This window comes from Pedobacter gandavensis, assembly GCF_014172405.1.
Classification (GTDB): Bacteria; Bacteroidota; Bacteroidia; order Sphingobacteriales; family Sphingobacteriaceae; genus Pedobacter; species Pedobacter gandavensis.
The window spans coordinates 287,226-309,025 of sequence record NZ_WNXC01000008.1 but is presented as its reverse complement, the minus strand read 5'-3'; the positions used below and the strand labels follow the sequence as shown (position 1 = coordinate 309,025).

Genomic DNA, 21,800 nt, shown 5'->3' with positions numbered 1-21,800 from the left:
CAGAGAAAACGGCAGTCAAAATGTGAAGCTTTTCTATAAAAATTGTTACGTTAAGGTTATCCTTTCCTGCTTTGTAACAACTTTAACTTCACGGTCGCCATTTTTGGTTTAGAAAATAAAATTTTAAGGTCAATGTTATTACATTTGGATACACACAAACCTACAACCAAATGAATTCCAGAAGATCATTTTTAAAGAACGCAGCTTTGTTATCCGGAGCTGCCGGACTCCCAAACGTACTCCCTATGTCGATCCAAAAAGCAATGGCCATCAGTGCCGACCCTGGATCAACATTTTATGATGCAGAACATGTGGTGTTCCTCATGCAGGAAAACCGATCATTCGACCATATGTTTGGAAAGCTGAAAGGGGTACGTGGATTTAATGATCCAAGGACGTTTACACTTCCCAATCAGGATAAAGTTTGGCTACAGCAAGATGCTGCCGGAAAAACTTATGCCCCTTTCCATGTAGACATCAATAAGACTAAAATCACCTGGCAAGGTGGATTACCGCATTCCTGGTCGGACCAACTGGCTGCGCGTAATGGGGGAAAATACAACAAATGGGTACCTGTAAAATCGCACCTGTGCCTCGGTTATTATGACCGGACTGATGTCCCATTTTATTATGCGATGGCAGATGCATTCACCATTTGCGACCATAATTTTTGTTCTTCTTTAACCGGTACCACCCCAAACAGGTTGTTTTTCTGGACGGGTACCATCAGGCCAGAACAAAATGGAACTTCCATTGCAGCAGTCAACAATTCCCAAGCGGAATCCCGTGAAAATGCTTTTGTAGACTGGGATACTTTTCCAGAATTGCTGGAGGATAATGGGGTCAGCTGGAAAATCTATCAGAATGAGATCTGGACTGCAGACCTTCCTGGCGATAACGTAGACGACTGGTTGGGAAATTACGGCGATAATGCCATTGAATATGTGAAACGGTATAATGTCAAACTCGCTGCTTACTTCAGAAAAAACGGTGATAAAACGGCCAAACCACCGCTAACTGCTGCAGAAGTAACCGATAAATACAATAAACTAAGCGATCGGGAGAAAAACCTGATCGATAAAGCTTTTGCCAGTAACATCCATGCTCCGGAAAACTACCTGGAACTCGCTCCTTTTACATTTACCAATGATCAGGGAAATCAAGAAACGGTAAACATTCCAAAGAACGACATCTTTCATCAGTTCCGATCTGATGTTGACCAAGGCAAATTGCCTACTGTTTCCTGGCTGGTGGCTCCGCAACGATTTTCTGACCATACCAGTTCTCCATTGTATGGCACCTGGTATGTATCTGAAGCCATAGATATCCTGACCAAAAACCCTGAGGTTTGGAAGAAAACGATTTTCATCCTGACTTATGATGAGAATGACGGTTACTTCGACCATATCCCACCATATGTGGTGCCGAAGCCCGGTGATAGCAGTACCGGAAAGGTTTCAGAAAAACTGGACATTGCGCCAGATTATGAATTGCAAAAAGGCAGTCCGATTGGACTGGGTTATCGCGTACCGATGCTGGTTGCTTCGCCATGGAGCAAGGGTGGCTACGTAAATTCCCAGGTATTCGACCATACTTCCAATTTGATGTTCCTGGAAAACTTCCTGAGTCAAAAGACTGGGAAAAAGATCAGAAGTAATAACATTAGCAGTTGGAGAAGGGCAATTTGCGGTGATTTAACCTCTGTTTTCAGACCTGCCAAATCAGACCATTCGAATCCTGTTATTGCTTTGAAAAAAGAAGCGGTGATTACCGGAATTCAAAATGCAAAGCATAAACCGGCACAGGTTAAGCCAGATGCCTTAACCGCCGCCGAAATCGCAAAAATCAATAGCCATTCCGCTTTTGATCCTGCTTCTCCATCGGTGATGCCGCAGCAGGAAAAAGGGACCAAACCGGCTTGTGCCCTACCCTACCAACTTTTTGCAGATGTGCATCTAGATCCGGCTAGTAAAACCATCCAGGTAGATTTCGAATCAGGAAAAGGAAACTTCGGACAAAAGTTAGTTCCAGTGGGCGCACCGTTTTTAATGTACAGTCGCGGGAAGTACCAGCAAGCTTCAGGTAAAACCTGGTCTTATGCAGTGGCTGCCGGTGATCAGATTAACGATCATTTGAAACTATCAGACTTTGAAAAAGAACATTATCATTTATGTATCACAGGCCCAAATGGTTTCTTCAGACAGTTTAAAGGGAATCATAAAGATCCGGCACTAAAAACCAGTTGCGATTATGAACGCAGTGGTTTACTGAGTAAAAAATTAACGGGAAATGTCCAGTTACTATTGGAAAATGAGGGTTCCAGCGTATTGAAAATTAAGATCAAAGACCTGACTTACCAGAAAGACAAAACCCAGGAGATTACTTTAGCCGCGAAAGGAAAAGCTAAAGTGATTGTAGATTTACAGAAAAGTAAGTCCTGGTATGACTTCTCTATTGAAGTGAGTGGCCACGATGGTTTTAGCAAACAGTATGCGGGCCATGTGGAAACCGGTGAAGCCGGGATTACCGATCCATTTATGGCTGGTGTAATTTAGAAAAGCAAAGCCCCCAAATCGTGTCTAACTTTTTGGGGGCAGACTAATACTATTGGGGGCTTTGCTTTTTTTCTTTATTGGCCGCCCTACTCCAGGGCTCCGTACAAATTACTTTGTCTCCGTTTCTTCTTGTTTTTCGACATCAAGTTCTACTTCCCCACGAACATCTTCTTTGGCCGTCCATAGCGGATATAAAAAAAGAATCGCAGCGCCCATAAAAAACACGCCTGCGATTTCGAGTGCATAAATACTACCTGGCTGATCGCTTGTCACCATGATGATATAGACAACCAATGCGATTACCCCGAGGATAATGGCCCATACCGCTTTCTGAAGTTTCATTACTTTGATCATAATAAGAGGTAATTAGTTTATCGTTTGTTATTAACAAAAACCAAACCAATGTTCAAAAAGAAATCCCGCTGTATGCCCGCGAGGAATAGATAAATCTATTTTTTTTCCTAATTTACGTCCTTAATAATAACAACCTTCGGTTTGTAAAGGCTTCCTGGCGTATTGCTATAGATAAAAACTACATTTTTAAATTCTAAAAACGTAACTTTGCAACCTTAATTTTTTGGAGATACTTGATTGATGTATAGGGAATTTAAACAGCTGGAACTAGCGAAAATAGGAAAAGATATACTTGAATTTTGGAAGGCGGAAAACATCTTTGAGAAGAGTATTTCTACGCGTTCAAAATCGAACCCATTCACGTTTTATGAAGGTCCGCCTTCGGCAAACGGGATGCCCGGGATTCACCATGTGATGGCACGTGCGATTAAAGATATTTTTTGCCGTTACAAAACATTAAAAGGCTTTCAGGTAAAGCGTAAAGGCGGATGGGATACCCATGGATTGCCTATTGAGCTTGCTGTAGAAAAGAAATTAGGCATTACTAAAGAAGATATCGGAAAGAAAATTTCCGTGGAAGAATACAATACTGCTTGTAAAGAGGAGGTGATGAAATACACGGATGTATGGAATGACCTGACGGAGAAAATGGGCTACTGGGTAGATCTTGAAAACCCGTATGTAACCTACGAAAGCGAATATATTGAGTCCTTATGGTCGATCTTAAAATCGTTCTACGACAAAGGTCTTTTATACAAAGGATATACAGTACAACCTTACTCTCCTGCTGCAGGAACTGGATTGAGCTCTCATGAGCTGAACCAACCGGGTACGTACAAGATGTTGAAAGACACTTCAATTACGGCTCAGTTTTTCCTTAAAAAAGACCAGAACCATCCATTGATGGCTGAGCTTTTTGAAAATGAAGCAGAAGAAACCGCAATTATTGCCTGGACCACTACCCCATGGACTTTACCTTCCAACTGTGCTTTGGCTGTTGGCGAGAAAATCACCTATGTGAAAGTGAAAACGTTTAACCCTTATACTTTCCTTCCGGTGAGTGTGATTCTTGCCAAAGATCTGGTAGGAAAACACTTTAAAGCGGATGCCGCAGCAATTGCGATGGAAGATTATAAAGCTGGTGATAAACTGATCCCATGGACGATTGCTAAAGAATTTATTGGTAAAGACCTGATTGGTTTACATTATCATCAATTGATGCCTTATGTGACTAATGAGGATTTGGAAGCGAATGCTTTCCGCGTAATCCCTGGTGATTTCGTGACTACAGAAGATGGTACAGGTATTGTACATACCGCTTCTATCTTTGGTGCGGACGATTTTCGTATCGCCAAAGAAGCTGGCGTTCCTTCTGTATTGATCAAAGACGAAAATGGTAATGATGCACCTTTAGTAAACAAACAAGGTAAGTTTGTGAATGAGGTATCTGATTTTGCCGGTCGTTATGTAAAAGAAGAATACTATTCGGACGAAGAACGTGCTGCTGCTGACTTCAAACCTACTGATGTGCTTATCGCCATCAAGTTAAAAGAAGACAACAAAGCTTTCGACGTTAAGAAATATGAACACAGTTACCCACATTGCTGGAGAACTGATAAGCCGATCCTTTATTATCCTTTAGACAGCTGGTTCATCAGAACTACTTCTGTAAAAGAGAAAATGGTGGCTTTAAATAAAACCATCAACTGGAAGCCTGAGGCTACCGGAACAGGCCGTTTTGGCAACTGGCTGGAAAACCTGGTAGACTGGAACCTATCGCGCTCGCGCTATTGGGGTACTCCACTTCCGATCTGGCGTACAGAAGATGGAAAGCATGAAAAATGTATCGGCTCTATCGAAGAACTGAATGCAGAAATCCAGAAATCCGTTGCCGCAGGGTATATGGAAGCTGGCTTCGAGCTTAAAGACATGCACCGTCCATATGTTGATGATGTGATTCTGACCGCTGATAACGGCGAAAGAATGGTACGTGAATTGGACCTGATTGATGTTTGGTTTGATAGTGGTGCCATGCCTTATGCACAATGGCATTTCCCTTTTGAAAACAAAGAAGAATTTGCGAATGCTTATCCTGCTGACTTCATCGCCGAAGGTGTGGATCAGACACGTGGTTGGTTCTTTACTTTACACGCGATTGCGGTGATGTTAAGTGAGTCTAGCGAGGAGATTAAAGCCATCAATGAGAAAGTAGGAAATCCAGGAGTAGCGTTTAAAAACGTAGTCTCTAATGGTTTGGTGCTGGATAAAAACGGTAATAAAATGTCTAAGCGATTGGGCAATGGTGTAGATCCATTTGCTACAATTGATACTTATAGTGCGGATGCCACACGTTGGTACATGATCAGCAATGCTTCACCTTGGGACAACCTTAAATTTAATACCGATGGTATCGATGAGGTTCGCCGTAAGTTTTTCGGAACCCTTTACAACACTTATTCCTTCTTCGCTTTATATGCGAACATTGATAAGTTTGTGATTGATGAGGAAAATCAAACGCCTATCGCAGAACGCAGTGAGTTAGACCGTTGGATTTTATCTTTATTGCAGACCTTAATTGCAGAAGTAGATGAGAGCTACAAGGGATACGAGCCAACTAAGGCTTCAAGAGCCATCCAAACTTTTGTGGATGAGCATTTGAGCAACTGGTACATCCGCTTATCTCGTCGCCGTTTCTGGAAAGGTGAGATGACTGCGGATAAAAAAGCAGCTTACGAAACCTTATATACTTGTTTAACGAGCATCGCACAGATCATGTCTCCGGTAGCTCCTTTCTTCTCTGATTGGTTGTTCCAGAATCTTTCTGTAACGGCTAAGGATGCTTCAGAATCGGTACACTTAACCTTGTGGAACGAGGCAGATCATTCCTTGATTGATACCGCGTTGAACGAGCGTATGGAACTGGCACAAAACATCTCTTCAATGGTGCTTTCTTTACGTAAAAAGAGCAGCATTAATGTTCGTCAGCCATTGGCGAAGATTTTAATTCCAGTATTGGATAAAAAATTCGCGGAGCAGGTAGAGTTGGTAAAAGAATTGATTTTATCGGAAACGAACATCAAATCGATTGAGTACATCACTGATGCTGCAGGATTCATTAAGAAAAAAATCAAGCCTAACTTTAAAGCTTTAGGGCCTAAAGTTGGTAAGGAAATGAAGTTAGTGGCAGACCTGATCAGTAACATGAGCCAGGAAGATCTTGCGGGCTTTGAGGCAACTGGCGAGTACCAGATTCCAAACACGGCTTACGTAGTTCAATTGTCTGATGTGGAGATCATTGCAGAAGACATTCCTGGATGGCAGGTGACAAATCTGGGTAACTTAACCGTTGCTTTAGATGTGACCATTACTCCGGAATTGAAGCAAGAAGGTTTATCGCGTGAGCTAATAAATAGAATCCAGAACTTAAGAAAAGAATTAAACTTTGAGGTTACAGATCGCATTACCGTGTCTTTACAGAACGATAATCTGATTGCCAATGCAGTAGCTGAAAATAAAACATACATTTGTTCAGAAATTTTAGCAGATAAAATTAATTTAATAGATAATTTAGAAGGTGGAAACAAAATCGTTATAGATGATGTTGAACTAGATATTTCGATCGCAAAACAATAATATTATGGAAAAAGCTACAAAAACACGGTATTCTGATAGTGAACTTCAAGAGTTTAAAGAACTTATTCAAGGAAAACTACGCATGGCGAGAGAAGAATTTCTTTCCCTGACCAGCTCATTAAGTAGCCCGAACTCTAACGGAACTGAAGATACTTCAGGAACTTATAAAACTTTAGAAGATGGCTCTGCAACTTTAGAGAAAGAACAATTGAATCAGCTGGCTGCACGTCAGAAAAAATTCATTGAGAATCTTGAAGCCGCATTAGTACGTATTGAGAACAAAACTTATGGCATTTGCCGCGAAACAGGTAAGCTGATTCAGAAGGAACGTCTACGTGCTGTTCCTCATGCTACGCTAAGTATGGAAGCTAAATTGAAGCAGAGCTAATGAAGGGATACACTAAACCTTTACTGATTATCTTTTTTGTTTTAATCGCCGATCAGCTGATTAAAACCTGGGTAAAGACTAATATGTACCTTGGACAAGAGTTCAAGATTATTGGAGATTGGTGTATTATTCACTTCACTGAAAACAATGGAATGGCCTTTGGCCTTGAATTTGGCGGTGAATTTGGAAAACTATCCCTTTCTCTATTTAGAATTGCTGCGGTAGCAGGAATTGGATATGGTTTACATTACCTGATCCAGAGAAAATACCACAGAGGATTAATTATGAATGTAGCCCTAATCTTTTCGGGCGCATTGGGCAATATCATTGACTCGGTGCTTTATGGAAAGATCTACGGATACGCAGGTTGGTTTCATGGAAGAGTAGTAGACATGTTCTACTTCCCGCTGGTAGAAGGCGTATTTCCAAAATGGGTACCGATCTGGGGTGGTGAAGATTATATCTTCTTCAGACCTGTATTTAACCTGGCAGATGCAGCGATCTCTATCGGTGTGATCCTGATCCTGATTTATCAGAAATCTTATTTCAAAGAGGAGATCAATGAGGAGATTGGCATCAACAATGAAATTGCAGAAGATTAAGACATCATAAAATCTGTTGAGCCCGTAAAGCAATTGTTTTACGGGCTTTTTTATTTTCCAGACCTTTCGAGACAAAGATTTTTAACAAAAAATACAACTCATTATGAATGAGTTAAGCGATATTTGAGAAATTGTATCTCTGGTTGATATGGAATTGGCCTGATATTTACATCTTCTTATCAAATACACAAAAAGAAAAACATCTATTATGAAAAAGTTATTTGCCCTTGCCTTTGTTGCCTTATTCAGTTTAAGTGCCATGGCTCAACAAGTAGACCTGAGAAAAAAAATTAGCGTTAGCGGATCTGCAGAAGCAGAAGTTACTCCGGATATCATTTACATCAGCATCTCCTTAAAAGAATATTTAAAAGACAACAATAGCAAGAAAAAAGTAGAGATCAGCACTTTAGAAAGCCAATTGTACAACGCAGTTCAAACTGCAGGCATTGCTAAAGAGAATTTAACGATCAACAATTTATCCGGCTATACCATCACGCAGAAAAAGAAAAACCCTGATTTTCTAGTGAGCAAACAATATCGTCTAAAAGTGAGTGATCTAAATAAATTCAATGAGATCATGGGTGATATCGATCCGAAAGGCATTGCTTATACCAATATCGACAGTTATGATTATTCGAAAATTGAAACGTTAAAAAAAGAATTGAAAATAAAAGCATTACAAGCTGCAAAAGCGAAAGCTACTTACCTGGTAGAAGCGATCGGAGATAAGTTAGCAGGTATAATTGATATTCAAGAATTGAACAATGAATCTTACCCTCAGCCAATGTACCGCAATGTGATGATGATGAAATCAGCAGAAAGTGCGGATATGGCTGGCGCAGCAGCTCCGGAGATTGACTTCAAAAAGATAAAATTAAATTACACCATGAATACCGTGTTTGAGATCAGATAAGCTGACCACAAGAACACACACTTCATTTCCTTTTTAAGGATGCGGAGGATTATAGCAAATTAAAATATAATTCTCTTTATGCCTCAGGCATACTAAAAACAACGTTTTTTTAAGCTGAAAATCTTTGATAAAAAACCTACCATTAATTTTTGGTAGGTTTTTTGTTTGTTATACCCTAGTAAGTCACAAAAACCCTAATCACATGAAAAAATTCATTTACTCGTTAGCCTTAATCTTTATGCTGGGCGTTAGCGCAAACACTGTTGTTGCTGCAGAAAAGTCTGAGAAAAATCCAACGGAAATGACCGCTGAACAACAGGTTCAATTGAGAAGAATTACAGAACGTGTAGAGGAAATCAAGACGATGGATAAATCTAATTTATCCAGAACAGAGAAAAAAGAACTGCGTAAAGAACTTAAAGAGTTAAAAAAACAATCTAAAGCTTTAGGTGGTGGTGTTTATCTTTCTGTTGGAGCGATTATCATTATCATTCTGTTATTAATCTTAATATTATAACTGTATCATCTACCGATGAATAAAAAAACCTTCCCCGTAATGGAGAAGGTTTTTTTTTGCCCGGCATCAGCTGAGCCAAATGATCAGTATTAATCAATATATTCGAAACCTGTATATTTTACCAACACCTCAGGAATTTTCACCCCTTTATCGGTCTGGTTGTTTTCCAGGATACAAGCCACAATACGTGGTAATGCCAATGCACTTCCATTTAAAGTATGCGCCAATTGTGTTTTACCGGCAGCACCTTTAAACCTTAATTTTAAACGTGTACTCTGGTAAGTTTCAAAGTTTGAAACAGAAGAAACCTCTAACCAGCGTTGTTGTGCAGCACTCCATACTTCCATATCATAAGTCATGGCAGCAGCAAAGCCCATATCACCACCACATAAGCGTAAAACGCGGAAGTGTAAGCCAAGGTCCTTCAACAGATCTTGTACATAAGCACTCATCTGCTCTAATGTTTCATAAGAGTTATCCGGGTGTACAACTTGTACCAATTCTACCTTATCAAACTGGTGTAAACGGTTTAAACCTCTTACATGCGCACCATAAGATCCAGCCTCGCGACGGAAACATGGCGTATAAGCCGTGTTTTTAATCGGAAGTTCTTCCTCTTTCAAAATCACATCACGGTATAAATTCGTTACCGGTACTTCGGCAGTAGGAATCAGGTAAAGGTTATCCACACCTGAATGGTACATTTGTCCTTCTTTATCCGGCAATTGTCCGGTACCAAAGCCTGAAGCTTCGTTCACCAATAATGGCACTTGCATTTCTCTGTATCCTGCTTCTACAGCTTTATCCAGGAAGTAATTGATCAGGGCTCTTTGTAAACGTGCACCTTTTCCTTTATATACCGGGAATCCAGCACCCGTAATTTTAGTACCCAGTTCAAAATCGATGATGTCATACCTGGTGGTCAATTCCCAATGTGGAACTGCATTTTCGCCCAATACTGCTGGCTCACCATGGATCAATATTTCTTCATTTTCTTCTGCAGTATTTCCTGTAGCCACAGATTCATGAGGTAGGTTAGGCAATTGTACCAACAATTGAAACAACTTCTCTTCTGCGGCAACCAATACTTCTGAAAGATTTTTGATTTGCTCTTTATTTGCTGTAGTCTCCGATTTTAATACTTCCGCTTCCTCTTTTTTTCCATTACGCATCAGCTCACCAATTTGTTTAGCACTGGCATTAGCAATTGCGGAAAGTGAATCTAAGGAGGTTTGAGCTTGTCTACGCTCTTCATCAATTTTAATAATTTCATCAACCAATTCTGGTTGTTTGAATTTACGTACACTCAGTCGTTCTAAAACTTTGTCTCTATTTTCGCGGATATAGTTAACTTGCAGCATTATTTTATATTTTAAACAAAGATAATAACTTAACTCGTCATTGCGAACCTCCAAAGCCATCTGTAGGATAATATCCTTGAACAGGAGCGCTATTTTGGCTGAGCTGATGAAAAAAATACTATGGAAGGCAAATTATTTCTTGTTCCCACGCCGATTGGCAACCTTGAGGATATGACCTTCAGGGCGATAAGGATTTTAAAAGAGGCAGATGTGATTCTGGCCGAAGATACGCGTACAAGTGCACCGATGCTGAAACATTTTGGGATCGACAAAAAAGCATATTCTCACCACCAGCACAATGAGCATCAGGCAACTTCTGAGATCATCAAATTTCTGAAAGAGGGAAAAAATGTGGCATTAATCTCTGATGCCGGAACTCCTGCGATTTCTGATCCCGGTTTTTTCCTGGTGAGAGAGGCCATTAAAAACGATCTTGCTGTAGAGTGTTTGCCAGGTGCAACGGCTTTCGTACCCGCATTGGTCAACTCTGGTCTGCCTGCTGACACCTTTATCTTTGAAGGTTTTTTACCCGTTAAAAAAGGCAGACAAACACGTTTCAAGAAGCTTGCAGAAGAAGATCGTACCATCATTTTATATGAAAGTCCGCATAGATTACTTAAAACACTGGAAGAATTTGCAGAATACTGCGGTGAAGACCGTCAGGCTTCGGTGAGCAGAGAGCTGACAAAAATGTACGAAGAAACCGTAAGAGGTACCCTGCTGGAAATCAAAGAACATTTTGAGAATAACATTCTGAAAGGTGAGTTTGTGATCTGTATTGCAGGAAAAGAACCGGTAAAGAAATCTAAGTATAATAAGGACGATTCTGAGGATTAAAGGATGATACTCCAGGAGTACGTAAGCACATTCCGGGAGTAAATAAGAACAATTCAGGTTCAATTTTTGATAGTATTATAAAAAGCATTTATATGATATTAATTGATAGATTTTTAAGTGACGAACAAGATCCTAAAGCTGTTGAAAAGGTAATAGGAAAGTTAAATGATATGCTCGGTGCGAATGAGGAACTGATTTATATGGCGGTACAAAAAAGACCTGCTGTAAACTTGCTCCCTACCTGCATTGTGGTGAGTAACAAACGTATTTTCTATTGCGAGCCTGGTAATTTTGGGATCACCATGAACTTCAAAGATATCTCCTGGAAAACCATTAAAGAGGTTTCTTTTAAAGAGGAGATTTTTGGTTCTAAATTTATATGTGTCCCTACTTATGGCGAGAATATCATCACGGAATATATTCCAAAAGTTCAAGCCCGTAAATTATACCAGGCAGCACATGAGCAACTGGAAGAATTTAAAGAGCAGCAAAGACAAATAGAGCTGGAGGAAAGACGTTCAACTACCTCTCCGGTAACGGTCAACACCGTTCCTAAACCATCTGTAGAAGAAGAGCCATTGGCTTTCATCCCTCCTGCTCCAGTAGCAGCCCCGTTTGTAGCCCCTGTTCTGGTAGAAGAACCTGAAGATGAGACGACGTTAAAGCTGAGAAAATTGAAAACCTTGTATGATAAACAATTGATTACACTGGAAGAATATGAAGCGAAAAAAGCAGACATTCTCGATAGTTTTTAACCCCCTCGCTTAGAAAATAAAAGCTGTTGGTAGCGCCAGCAGCTTCTTTAGCCCATTCCCATTACATCCCAATGAATTCAAAAAACACCACGCTACTTGCCTTGCTTAGCGCCTTTTTAATGTGGTTGGCCTGGCCGCCTATTCCATATACCACCCCACTTTTATTGGTTGGCCTGGTTCCTTTACTCCTCGCCATTTCGCAAATTCGCAATAGCAACGCTGTAAATACAAGTACGGGTAGCAAGGCGAAAAAAGGAAAACAAGTATTTTTAACTGCCGGACTAACTTTTCTCATTTGGAATACCGCCTGTATTTACTGGGTTTACAATGCAGTAAGCGCTTACAACCACCCTTTTGTGGCCTTCTTAGTTTCGCTGATTCCTTATGGTCTTGGCGCATTACTCCTGACTTTTGCTTTCTGGTTGTATTACCGCTTAAGCCAATACACGGGTAAATGGTTAGCATACACCGGATTGATCAGTTTCTGGATTGCGATGGAATACCTACAGCAAACCTGGGACCTTGCCTTTCCATGGATGACGCTTGGAAACGGCTTTGCTGCGAGTCACCAGTTGGTGCAATGGTATGAGCTGACCGGCGTTTATGGTGGTTCCTTATGGATCTTGTTGAGCAACATTCTTGCCTTTGAAGCTTATCAGGCCTGGAAAACTCAAAAAGGCTACCTTAAATTCAGGCCGATCATGATCTTGGCGGCAGTGATTGTACTTCCTATCGTAGCATCACTGATCCGGTACTCGACCTATACAGAAAAAACAATGCCGGTCAATGTGGTGACCGTTCAACCAAACATTGACCCCTACCTAAAGCTGGGTGGCATTTCTACAAGAGATCAATTGGGCATCCTTACCCACCTTTCTGATTCCGTAGGGCAAGTCAACACCGAATATTTCATCTGGCCAGAAACGGCAATTTCCAATTATAGTGATGAAGAAAGGATTAGAAGTAATCCCGATTTCATCCAACTTCAGGATTTTATTTCCAAGTATAAAAACGGAACATTGATCACCGGAATTGAAAGCATTAAGGTGTATAATGACAAACAAACGATCAGCTCCAAATTAGACCCAAACAGTGGCCTTTTTATCGATAATTTCAATGCAGCAATGCAGGTAGAAAACTCTGCGAATGTGCAATTCTACCACAAATCGAAATTGGTACCTGGCGTAGAAAAAATGCCATTTCCTAAAACCCTCGCCTTCCTGACTCCTGTTTTCGCCCAATTAGGCGGTACTGTTGGTGGCTGGGGATGGCAAGACAATCCAGGTGTATTCTATGCACAAAGTGGTGTAGGCGTAGCTCCGGTGATTTGTTATGAATCTTTATGGGGAGACTGGGTAGGACAATCTGTAAAGGATGGCGCTCAGTTCATCGCTATCATCACCAATGATGGTTGGTGGGGAAACACTTCCGGAAAAGACCAACACCTCTTATACGCGAAATTACGAGCAATTGAAACCAGACGCTGGGTAGTGCGTTCTGCAAATACTGGTATCTCCGGTTTTATTGATCAAAAAGGAGATATTATCAAACGAAGTAAATGGTGGACACGTACTGCATTAAAGGCAGACATCAACCTGAATAGCGACCTGACTTTTTACGTAAAAAACGGAGACCTGATTGCAAAACTGTTTTCTTTTGTCGCAGTCTTGCTCGCCTTGATCATTCCTTACCGTAAATGGGTTAAAAAATGATAGTTTAAACGAGAAAGCGCCTGATCATTTCATGATTCAGGCGCTTTCTCGTTTTAGAAAAATAGCTTTTCTAGGAAAGGTACTTTCCTACTATTGGCATCCTTCTGCCCATTCCAAATGCTTTAGGCGACACCCTTAAAATCGGTGGCGTCTGATAACGCTTAAATTCGGCATTATTCACCATCTTCAAAATCCTTCTCACCAAAGCTTCCTCATAACCCTGTGCAATAATTGCCGCAGAACTTTGTTTCAGTTCGATGTATTGGAAAAGTATTTTATCGAGGATATCGTAATCAGGTAAAGAATCTGAATCTTTCTGCCCTGGTCTCAGCTCTGCTGATGGGGGTTTAACGATTGAGTTCTCTGGTATTACGATTCCATCTTTATTGATATAATGAGCCAATTCATAGACCTGAATTTTGTAAACATCGCCAATCACGCCGATTGCACCACACATATCTCCATATAGCGTACCATAACCTACTGCACACTCACTTTTATTCGAAGTGTTCAATAAGATATAACCAAATTTATTGGACATGGCCATCAGGATGATTCCCCTACATCTGGCCTGAATATTTTCTTCTGTCAGGTTGAATGGCAATCCATGAAAAGCAGGTGCCATCATTTGATCAAAAGCATCCGCAGCTGCTGCAATGGGAATGATTTCATGTTTACAACCGATATTTTTCACCAAGGCAAGCGCATCATCAATCGAATGATCGGAAGAATATTTAGAAGGCATCAAGACGGCCATCACATTTTCTGGTCCTAATGCCTTGCAAGCTAAAGCGCAGACAATTGCGGAGTCTATTCCTCCGGAAAGTCCCAATACTGCTTTGCTGAACCCTGATTTATCGAAATAATCTTTGATCCCCAATACCAAAGCTTCATAAATCTGCTCAATATCAGGTGCCGCTTCATGTACAATTGGGCTATGGCCTTTGAAATGCCCCTTTTCCAATTCATAAAGGCGCAGCTCTTCCTGGAAATATGGCATCTCATCCACCAACTCTCCCTTTTTATCAAACACCATAGAACCGCCATCAAAAATGATCTCTGTCTGCGCGCCAACCTGGTTCACATACAGCAATGGCAGCTTGTATTTTTTTGCATTATCAGATAAAACAACAACCCTTTCATCATCATGACAATAAGAAAATGGCGATGCCGCAATATTGATCATCAAATCGGGCTTCTGACGAATCAGCTCGTCCATTGGTGAAGAGGCATATAAAGGGTTGTTGTTGATGTTCCATAAGTCTTCACAAATGGTCAGCGCAATCTTCTGCCCTTTAAAACGGATACATTCGAAATGATTGGCTGGTTCAAAATAACGGTATTCATCAAACACATCATAAGTAGGCAGTAAGGCTTTTTTTACGATGTTTTTGATCCGCCCATCTTCAATAAAATAAGCTGCATTATAAAGGTCTTTCCCCGCAAGAATATCGTTTTTCACTGGTAATCCGATGATACAGGCAATGCCATGACATTTGCTGGCAATTTCCTTTGCGGCATTTTCGCACAATTCAATAAACTCATCAAACTCTAAAAAATCCCTCGCAGGATAACCACAAACGGCCAGTTCTGCAAAGACAACCAGGTCGGCACCTTTTGCTTTTGCCTGTTCGATGTTTTCAATGATCTTTTTCGTGTTGTATTCAAAGTTCCCAATATGGTAATTGAGTTGTGCCAGTGCGATATTCATGTGTATATACTTAAAAATCTGATTCGTAATTCCTTAAAAGAAGACGCCTAAATTTAGGCCAACATAATGGTTTTTAGCCCTGCGATCACCATCCTTTACAATATTGGTTAAACCATTATTAAAGGTTAATCCAATGGCTACACTGGTACGGTCGTCCAGGTCATATTCACCACCTGCGGCAACCACCATACCTGCACGGTAGAATTTAGTATAGTCAGAAATATTTCTGTCATTCTCCACCTTCTTCCCTGCCATTTGTGCATTTTGTTTGGCACCAATGTTAAAATCATTAGAAATACCGAATTGTCCATACCACCTTAATGGGCCAATTTTATTGGTTTTCAATTTTATCGTTAGTGGCACTTCAATGTATTGTAGCCTGTATCTTAAATCATAAGCGACATTATTGCCATCCGCAGGATTATAATAAGGCCTTGCATTTACCTCTGTACTTTTACCGTTAATCGTGGTAATCGTTAATCCGGTGGCAAAAGAGTAGTTTTCCGCGAAATTAAAATCTCCCAATAAACCATAAGAAAAACCCAATGCCAGGCCTTCTGATTTTCCCACTTCCGGTTTCACCCAACCTAAAGTAGGGTGCGCGGTTAAGCCCAATCTGAAGCCATAATATGGAGATCCATTCTGCTGTGCAAAAAGTTGTCCTGTTAAAAGAAGTAAGAATAAAGTTAGGTATGTGTTTTTCATCATTTTCAATCAATATGTTTTGCAATTTTCCTCTGGGATGTCTATATATTTGCTATAAATGATATATAACGTAAAACCCAGCCAAATCTATCTATTTTTTCTCTCTATGCTCGCTTTTTTTTCATGTAAGCAGGCCAATAAGCCCGATGTAAGCAACATACAACTGGATATAAAAGTAGAACGTTTCGATCAGGACCTATTTCAAGGAAAGTCCAAAGACCTGCAACAGACGGATGAAATGCTACAAAAAAAATATGGTGCTTTTTACCAGGATTACATCCACAGAATGGTTGGCGATGCGAGTTACAGCAGTCCGGAAATTCTAGCTACCCTTTATAAAGACCAGGCCTATACCGACCTCAACAAAGAAGCCGACAGTGTTTTCAAAGATATGGGCAGTATTGAAAAAGACCTGACGCAAACTTTTAAATATGTAAAACATTATTATCCTGGAGCAAAAATTCCAAAGATGGTTTCATTTGTTTCCGGCTTTGCTGTACAAACACCCATTGGCGACGATTACATGGGCATTGGCCTGGACATGTTTCTTGGTAAAAACAGCAAATTTTATGGCGCAATTGTACAAAGTGTTCCTACTTATCTTTCCCGTCGTTTCAGTCCGGAGTACGTGGTTCCCAGGATAACGGAAACTTACGCGCGGGAGGATCTATTCCCTGCCCGTGATGAGGACAGAACCTTATTGTCGAAAATGATTCAAAATGGCAAGATCTTGTATTTTATGGACCAGGTATTGGCGGATAACGTCGCAGATTCTGTCAAAATTGGCTACACCAAAACACAAATAGATTGGTGTAAAACCTATGAAGTAGACATTTGGGCCTACTTATTGCAAAACAATTTATTGTTCGAAACCGACTATCAAAAGATCCAGGTGTTTTTAGGAGAAGGTCCTTTCACTCCCGGATTAGGTGAAAAGCAGGAATCAGCACCAAAATTAGGTGTATGGATGGGTTGGCAGATGGTGAGAAAATATATGGAGGAGAATAAAGAAGTCACGCTTCAACAGCTGATGGCAGAAAAAGATCCTCAAAAAATATTGAACTTATCAAAATATAAACCTAAATAGCAGTAGTAATTAGGTCAAAGAAAAATTATGGTCAAGGTAGGAATCGTATTGTCAGGTGGAGGGATCAGAGGAATCGCTCATCTGGGTGTCTTAAAAGCTTTAAAGAATGCAGGAATTAAGTTTCACCACATCAGTGGAACGAGTGCAGGTTCTATTGCAGGTGCATTTTATGCTTCGGGAATAGATCCTGAGGCCGGATTGGATATCTTTATTAAAGCAAAACTATTCCGTTTTATCAGACCCGCATTGGGTTCCTTGGGCTTGATCAATATTGAGCATGTGGAGGAGTTGTTAAAAGAGCACCTTCCGGTAGATCGTATGGAAAATCTGAAAATTCCATTAACCATTGCAGCCACCAATTTCAGTGAAGGAAAACTGGTTTATTTCACAGAGGGTCCACTCATCAGGGCTGTACTTGCTTCCAGTTGTATTCCTGGGATTTTCAGACCGATCATGATCGAAAACCAGATGTATGTAGATGGCGGGATTTTGAATAACTTCCCGGTAGAACCTTTAATGAGTAGTTGCGATTATATCATTGGCTCTTCCTGTAATCATTTGACGAAAATGGATAAGATCACCAATATCTCTACGCTCATGAAAAGAGCAGGTGTGATGTCAATAAATAAAGATACAGAGCAGAAAGCTGCTTTTTGCAATGCGATGATCGAGCCTACAGGTATGGGAGACATCAGCACTTTCGATATGAAAAAGGCAGAAACAATTTACTGGCTGGCCTATGAGCAGACATTAAAAACCATTCAAACCAATGAAAGTCTGCAGGAACTGATTCTTAATTTCAGACAGGATTCCATCGCGATATAAGCGCCTTAAGCGCCTACCTCTAATGCCACTAAACTATCCCCTATCAATACAGGAATAGTGGTACAGATGTTCAGCTGCAGACAGAATTTCACATCTTCTTCGATGTTCAGCTGCGCCAATCTATGGCTATGAGAAGATTTATGAAGGTAATTTCTCAGGTCATCTTTTGCCAAAGCATACAAATCTTCTGCGGCAACACTAGAATCGTCAAAATGCGTAAAGTCTTTACGCAATTCCCGCACTACAGCACCGGCAAACAAGGTATCTTCCAGATTGAATTTATCTTTCCAGCCTGCGCAAAGCAGCAATACCCCTTTATCTTGTACACGAAGGTAGTTACAAAGTGCCTCCAGGTTTAAAAACGAACCGATGACCACCTGATGTGCCCTATTTCTGGCCAGGTGTAATGCTTTCGTACCATTGGTGGTGGTCAGCACAATTGTTTTGCCATTCACTTTTTCGCGGGAGTAAGAAAATGGAGAATTGCCGAAGTCATAGCCTTCAACCACTTCTCCATTTCGCTCTGCAGCCAATAGAAAACCTTCATTTGCATAATTCAGACAATCTTCTACCTGTGCAACAGGGATGATTGCTGTAGCACCATTGTCAATTCCATAGACCATTGAAGAGGTCGCTCTCAGCACATCAATAACCACCACTACGCGGTCTTCTATTGAATAAAGATCTAATAATGCTGGCGTTAAACAAACTTCTATACTTTTCTGCATGGGTAATGGAATGGTGATAATGCTAAATGTTGATGTTTTCTATTGCTTTATGATACTTATTTAGTGAAAGGGAATTTTACCACTTTCGCTTTAATTTTATTATTACGGATATTGATAAAGATCTCAGTACCTTCTTTAGCCAAAGCTTTGTCAATATAACCCATACCGATTGCTTTTTGCAAAGATGGTGCTTGCGTACCGGAAGTTACTCTTCCAATCACGTTTCCTTCTGCATCCACAATCTCATAATCATGACGAGGAATACCTCTGTCGATCATTTCAAAACCGATCAATTTACGGGCAACACCAGCTTCTTTCTGTGCTTGTAAAGCCTCAGAGTTGGTGAATTTTTTGCTGAATTTAGTAATCCATCCCAATCCTGCTTCAATTGGAGAAGTAGTATCATCGATATCATTTCCATATAAGCAGAAACCCATCTCTAAACGCAAGGTATCACGGGCACCTAAACCAATTGGCTTAATACCGAATGCTGCACCAGCTTCGAAAATAGCATCCCAGATTGCCTCCGCATTTGCATTGTCGAAATAAATCTCAAAACCACCAGCACCAGTATAACCTGTAGCAGAAATGATCACATTTTCAATACCTGCAAAAGTTCCTTTTACGAAGTTATAGTACTCCATAGAAGCAAGATCTACGTCTGTTAAGCTCTGTAATGCTTCAGCAGCTTTAGGACCTTGAATCGCCAAAAGAGAAGTCTGATCAGAAATATTGTGCATTTCTACCCCTTTATCATTGAATTTCTGAATCCAATTCCAGTCTTTCTCAATGTTAGAAGCATTGACAACCAACATATAAGTAGCTTCATCGATTCTGTAAACCAATAAATCGTCTACAATACCACCATCTTCATTTGGCAGACAAGAATATTGTACTTTACCGTCATATAATTTTGAAGCATCATTGCTGGTTACGCTTTGGATAAGGTCCAATGCATTTTCACCTTTAATGATGAATTCACCCATGTGGCTTACGTCAAAAACGCCCACAGATCCTCGTACTGTTGCGTGTTCTGCATTGATACCTTCATACTGAACTGGCATATTGTAACCTGCGAAAGGCACCATTTTGGCACCTAATGAAATGTGTTTTTCTGTTAATGCGGTATTTTTCATTAGAATAATTTTGTTTTTTAACGGTTATGAAGCAGCCCAAAAAGATGGCATCTCCATTGGAATTATCTGATTGCTTCTTGTTTTTGGTTAATCACCCAGTATTTCAGCATTTAAAGGCCAAAAACGTGGGCAAAAGTACATAAAAATTAAACAGTAAGTAATTTTTGGTAGATATTCAGCATTCTTGGCGCAATGATTTTGATGTCATGGTCTCTTTCCACAGTTTTCCTTGCGTTTTCCCCAATTTCCCGCCACTTTTTAGGGTTCGTGATACATTGCAGGATCGCCCGATAAAACTCATCCGCGGTATCTGCAATGAGGATATCTTTCCCATTTTCGCAGCGAATACCTTCGGCTGCCATGCTCGTAGCAATGATACATTTGCTCATCGCCATCCCTTCAATAATTTTCACACGCATCCCACTTCCGGATAACAAAGGCACAATCATAATGGCTTTAGAATTGATAAATTCTACGGCATCAAAAACTTCTCCTTCTACGACGAGGTTATCGGAATCATATTCAAAAAATTGTTGTTGCATATTTTTTCCGGCAATATAAAAGCGGAGCTCAGAATTCAGCTTTTCAATATCGGGCCAAATTTCATCCAGAAACCATTCTAAACCTTCTCGATTTGGGCGCCAATCCATTGCTCCCAAATGGAACAAGGTAGGGAAGCTTGTTTTCGAAGGATCAGCCACATATTTCTCAAAGTCCAGCGCTACCGGAAAAACCTCCAGTGCCGTTGCCGAGCCGAATCTTAAAATGCTTTGCCTGTCTTGCTCAGAAATCGCGAAAACCTGATGAAATCGATTGATTTGTTCTGTTTCATAAACCTTCAAACGACGGGCAAGAAATTGAAGATAACTTCTCCTTGGCGTGAATTTCTCTGTCATCGCGATGCGTTCCCAGACATCGAACTCTATATTATGAGCACGGTAAATCACTTTCGCCTTGCTATTTTCTTTGACTACGTCCAAATAAGGAACCACAAAAAGTCCCTCAAACTGAATGATATCAAAATCATCTTCCTTCAATACCTCTGCAAGTAAACTGGCAGCACCCTCATCATAATAGCGGGAAACATTATAAGATTGATTGGAAAAGAGATTGAGTATCGCCCCATACACATTGACCCCGGTATCCAGATCAATGGAGTAAAATTTGATCTTTTGAAATAAAGGATCATAGATTTCCTCTACATCTACCTGATACTTTTTAGGGTTAATACTAAACAAAGTGATTTCAACCCCCAAATTTAACAACCCTTTTATGGTATTATAGACCACAATCGGATAGCCACTATTGGGCGGAAAGGGTATTCTGTTGGTGAGGATCAGTGCTTTCAAATTATGTGAAAATACGAATTATCCTTCGCTTTCAGAAAACAGTGCGAGTTGTGGCTTAGAAATACTGAAAGTTTTACGATGGTATGGTGATAAGCCATGTGTTAAAGCTGCGTTGCGATGCACGATAGTCGGATATCCTTTATTCTGTTTCCATTGATAAACCGGATATTCTTCCGCAATCTTTTCCATAAACTCATCACGATGAGTTTTCGCCAGAATAGAAGCAGCAGCAATGTTCAGGTACTTCCCATCCCCTTTCACAATACAGGCATGTGGAATTTCAGGATAGGTTTTAAAACGGTTACCATCGATCACCAGGTATTCTGGTTTAACGGATAACTTTTCTACTGCCCGATGCATGGCCAGGAAAGAAGCATTTAAAATATTGATCTTATCGATCTCCACATGGTCTACTTCTGCTACTGCCCAGGCAATCGCTTCCTTTTCAATGATGATCCTTAAGGCTTCACGCTGTTTATGGTTCAGTTTCTTAGAGTCGTTCAGTTGACCGGCAATAAAGTCTTTTGGCAAAATAACAGCGGCAGCAAAAACAGGGCCTGCAAGACAACCTCTACCTGCTTCATCGCAGCCGGCCTCTACTAATTCGTTCTGATAACAGTTTAACAGCATCC

19 protein-coding genes are annotated in these 21,800 nt (G+C 40.5%); 11 read left to right on the top strand and 8 right to left on the bottom strand.

Annotation, left to right across the window (positions count from 1 at the left end; translation table 11 throughout):
• The first annotated feature begins 170 nt into the window (after positions 1-170).
• Positions 171-2,555 carry a phosphocholine-specific phospholipase C gene (locus tag GM920_RS20060; RefSeq protein ID WP_182960816.1) on the top strand — a complete coding sequence of 795 codons (2,385 nt, stop codon included), beginning with the start codon at positions 171-173 and terminating at the stop codon, positions 2,553-2,555.
• A gap of 108 nt (positions 2,556-2,663) precedes the next feature.
• On the opposite strand, the gene GM920_RS20055 is transcribed toward GM920_RS20060, so the two are convergent.
• Complete coding sequence (locus GM920_RS20055; RefSeq protein WP_182960814.1) at positions 2,664-2,909, bottom strand: isoleucyl-tRNA synthetase; 246 nt, start codon at positions 2,907-2,909, stop codon at positions 2,664-2,666.
• A gap of 240 nt (positions 2,910-3,149) precedes the next feature.
• Between GM920_RS20055 and ileS the strand changes: the two genes are divergently transcribed.
• The 5 genes from ileS to GM920_RS20030 all read left to right on the top strand — a co-directional run bounded on the left by ileS (position 3,150) and on the right by GM920_RS20030 (position 8,962).
• Positions 3,150-6,542: an isoleucine--tRNA ligase gene (gene ileS, locus GM920_RS20050; protein WP_182960812.1), complete on the top strand. Its 3,393-nt coding sequence runs from the start codon at positions 3,150-3,152 to the stop codon at positions 6,540-6,542.
• 4 nt (positions 6,543-6,546) lie between these two features.
• Positions 6,547-6,930 carry a TraR/DksA family transcriptional regulator gene (locus GM920_RS20045; protein WP_062550535.1) on the top strand — a complete coding sequence of 128 codons (384 nt, stop codon included), beginning with the start codon at positions 6,547-6,549 and terminating at the stop codon, positions 6,928-6,930.
• Positions 6,930-7,532, top strand: coding sequence for a lipoprotein signal peptidase (locus tag GM920_RS20040; protein WP_182960810.1), 603 nt, complete (start codon positions 6,930-6,932; stop codon positions 7,530-7,532). The genes GM920_RS20045 and GM920_RS20040 overlap by 1 nt, the downstream gene beginning before the upstream one ends.
• A 208-nt stretch (positions 7,533-7,740) precedes the next feature.
• Positions 7,741-8,445, top strand: a complete 705-nt coding sequence (locus GM920_RS20035; RefSeq protein WP_182960808.1) for an SIMPL domain-containing protein — start codon at positions 7,741-7,743, stop codon at positions 8,443-8,445.
• Positions 8,446-8,647: 202 nt separating this feature from the next.
• Positions 8,648-8,962 carry a hypothetical protein gene (locus tag GM920_RS20030; protein ID WP_182960806.1) on the top strand — a complete coding sequence of 105 codons (315 nt, stop codon included), beginning with the start codon at positions 8,648-8,650 and terminating at the stop codon, positions 8,960-8,962.
• 89 nt (positions 8,963-9,051) lie between these two features.
• Here GM920_RS20030 and serS read toward each other — a convergent pair whose 3' ends face one another.
• Positions 9,052-10,323 (bottom strand): serine--tRNA ligase, encoded by a 1,272-nt coding sequence (gene serS, locus GM920_RS20025; RefSeq protein WP_182960804.1) that lies wholly within the window; start codon positions 10,321-10,323, stop codon positions 9,052-9,054.
• Positions 10,324-10,443: 120 nt separating this feature from the next.
• Between serS and rsmI the strand changes: the two genes are divergently transcribed.
• The 3 genes from rsmI to lnt all read left to right on the top strand — a co-directional run bounded on the left by rsmI (position 10,444) and on the right by lnt (position 13,627).
• On the top strand, positions 10,444-11,160 hold the full coding sequence (gene rsmI / locus GM920_RS20020) for a 16S rRNA (cytidine(1402)-2'-O)-methyltransferase (RefSeq protein ID WP_182960802.1): 717 nt from the start codon (positions 10,444-10,446) through the stop codon (positions 11,158-11,160).
• Positions 11,161-11,252: 92 nt separating this feature from the next.
• Positions 11,253-11,915, top strand: coding sequence for a PH domain-containing protein (locus tag GM920_RS20015; protein ID WP_182960800.1), 663 nt, complete (start codon positions 11,253-11,255; stop codon positions 11,913-11,915).
• Positions 11,916-11,986: 71 nt separating this feature from the next.
• On the top strand, positions 11,987-13,627 hold the full coding sequence (lnt, locus tag GM920_RS20010; RefSeq protein WP_182960798.1) for an apolipoprotein N-acyltransferase: 1,641 nt from the start codon (positions 11,987-11,989) through the stop codon (positions 13,625-13,627).
• A gap of 70 nt (positions 13,628-13,697) precedes the next feature.
• On the opposite strand, the gene GM920_RS20005 is transcribed toward lnt, so the two are convergent.
• Both GM920_RS20005 and GM920_RS20000 read right to left on the bottom strand, forming a co-directional pair.
• On the bottom strand, positions 13,698-15,338 hold the full coding sequence (locus GM920_RS20005) for an NAD+ synthase (protein WP_182960796.1): 1,641 nt from the start codon (positions 15,336-15,338) through the stop codon (positions 13,698-13,700).
• A gap of 33 nt (positions 15,339-15,371) precedes the next feature.
• Complete coding sequence (locus GM920_RS20000) at positions 15,372-16,046, bottom strand: porin family protein (protein WP_235964593.1); 675 nt, start codon at positions 16,044-16,046, stop codon at positions 15,372-15,374.
• A 55-nt stretch (positions 16,047-16,101) separates the two neighbouring features.
• Here GM920_RS20000 and gldB point away from each other — a divergent pair, with 55 nt between their 5' ends.
• Positions 16,102-17,130 carry a gliding motility lipoprotein GldB gene (gene gldB, locus GM920_RS19995; RefSeq protein ID WP_182960794.1) on the top strand — a complete coding sequence of 343 codons (1,029 nt, stop codon included), beginning with the start codon at positions 16,102-16,104 and terminating at the stop codon, positions 17,128-17,130.
• 27 nt (positions 17,131-17,157) lie between these two features.
• Positions 17,158-17,955 carry a patatin-like phospholipase family protein gene (locus tag GM920_RS19990; RefSeq protein ID WP_182960792.1) on the top strand — a complete coding sequence of 266 codons (798 nt, stop codon included), beginning with the start codon at positions 17,158-17,160 and terminating at the stop codon, positions 17,953-17,955.
• 5 nt (positions 17,956-17,960) lie between these two features.
• Here GM920_RS19990 and GM920_RS19985 read toward each other — a convergent pair whose 3' ends face one another.
• From GM920_RS19985 to GM920_RS19970, 4 genes are all read right to left on the bottom strand, one after another.
• Entirely contained in the window at positions 17,961-18,683 is a 723-nt protein-coding gene (locus GM920_RS19985) for a 2-phosphosulfolactate phosphatase (RefSeq protein WP_182960790.1), read from the bottom strand.
• 56 nt (positions 18,684-18,739) lie between these two features.
• Positions 18,740-19,819: a glycine cleavage system aminomethyltransferase GcvT gene (gene gcvT / locus GM920_RS19980; RefSeq protein ID WP_182960788.1), complete on the bottom strand. Its 1,080-nt coding sequence runs from the start codon at positions 19,817-19,819 to the stop codon at positions 18,740-18,742.
• A gap of 146 nt (positions 19,820-19,965) precedes the next feature.
• Positions 19,966-21,168 carry a glycosyltransferase gene (locus GM920_RS19975; RefSeq protein ID WP_182960786.1) on the bottom strand — a complete coding sequence of 401 codons (1,203 nt, stop codon included), beginning with the start codon at positions 21,166-21,168 and terminating at the stop codon, positions 19,966-19,968.
• Positions 21,169-21,186: 18 nt separating this feature from the next.
• The gene (locus tag GM920_RS19970; protein ID WP_182960784.1) at positions 21,187-21,798 is read right to left on the bottom strand and encodes a ribonuclease HII; all 612 of its coding nucleotides are present in this window, start codon (positions 21,796-21,798) and stop codon (positions 21,187-21,189) included.
• Positions 21,799-21,800 lie beyond the last annotated feature (2 nt).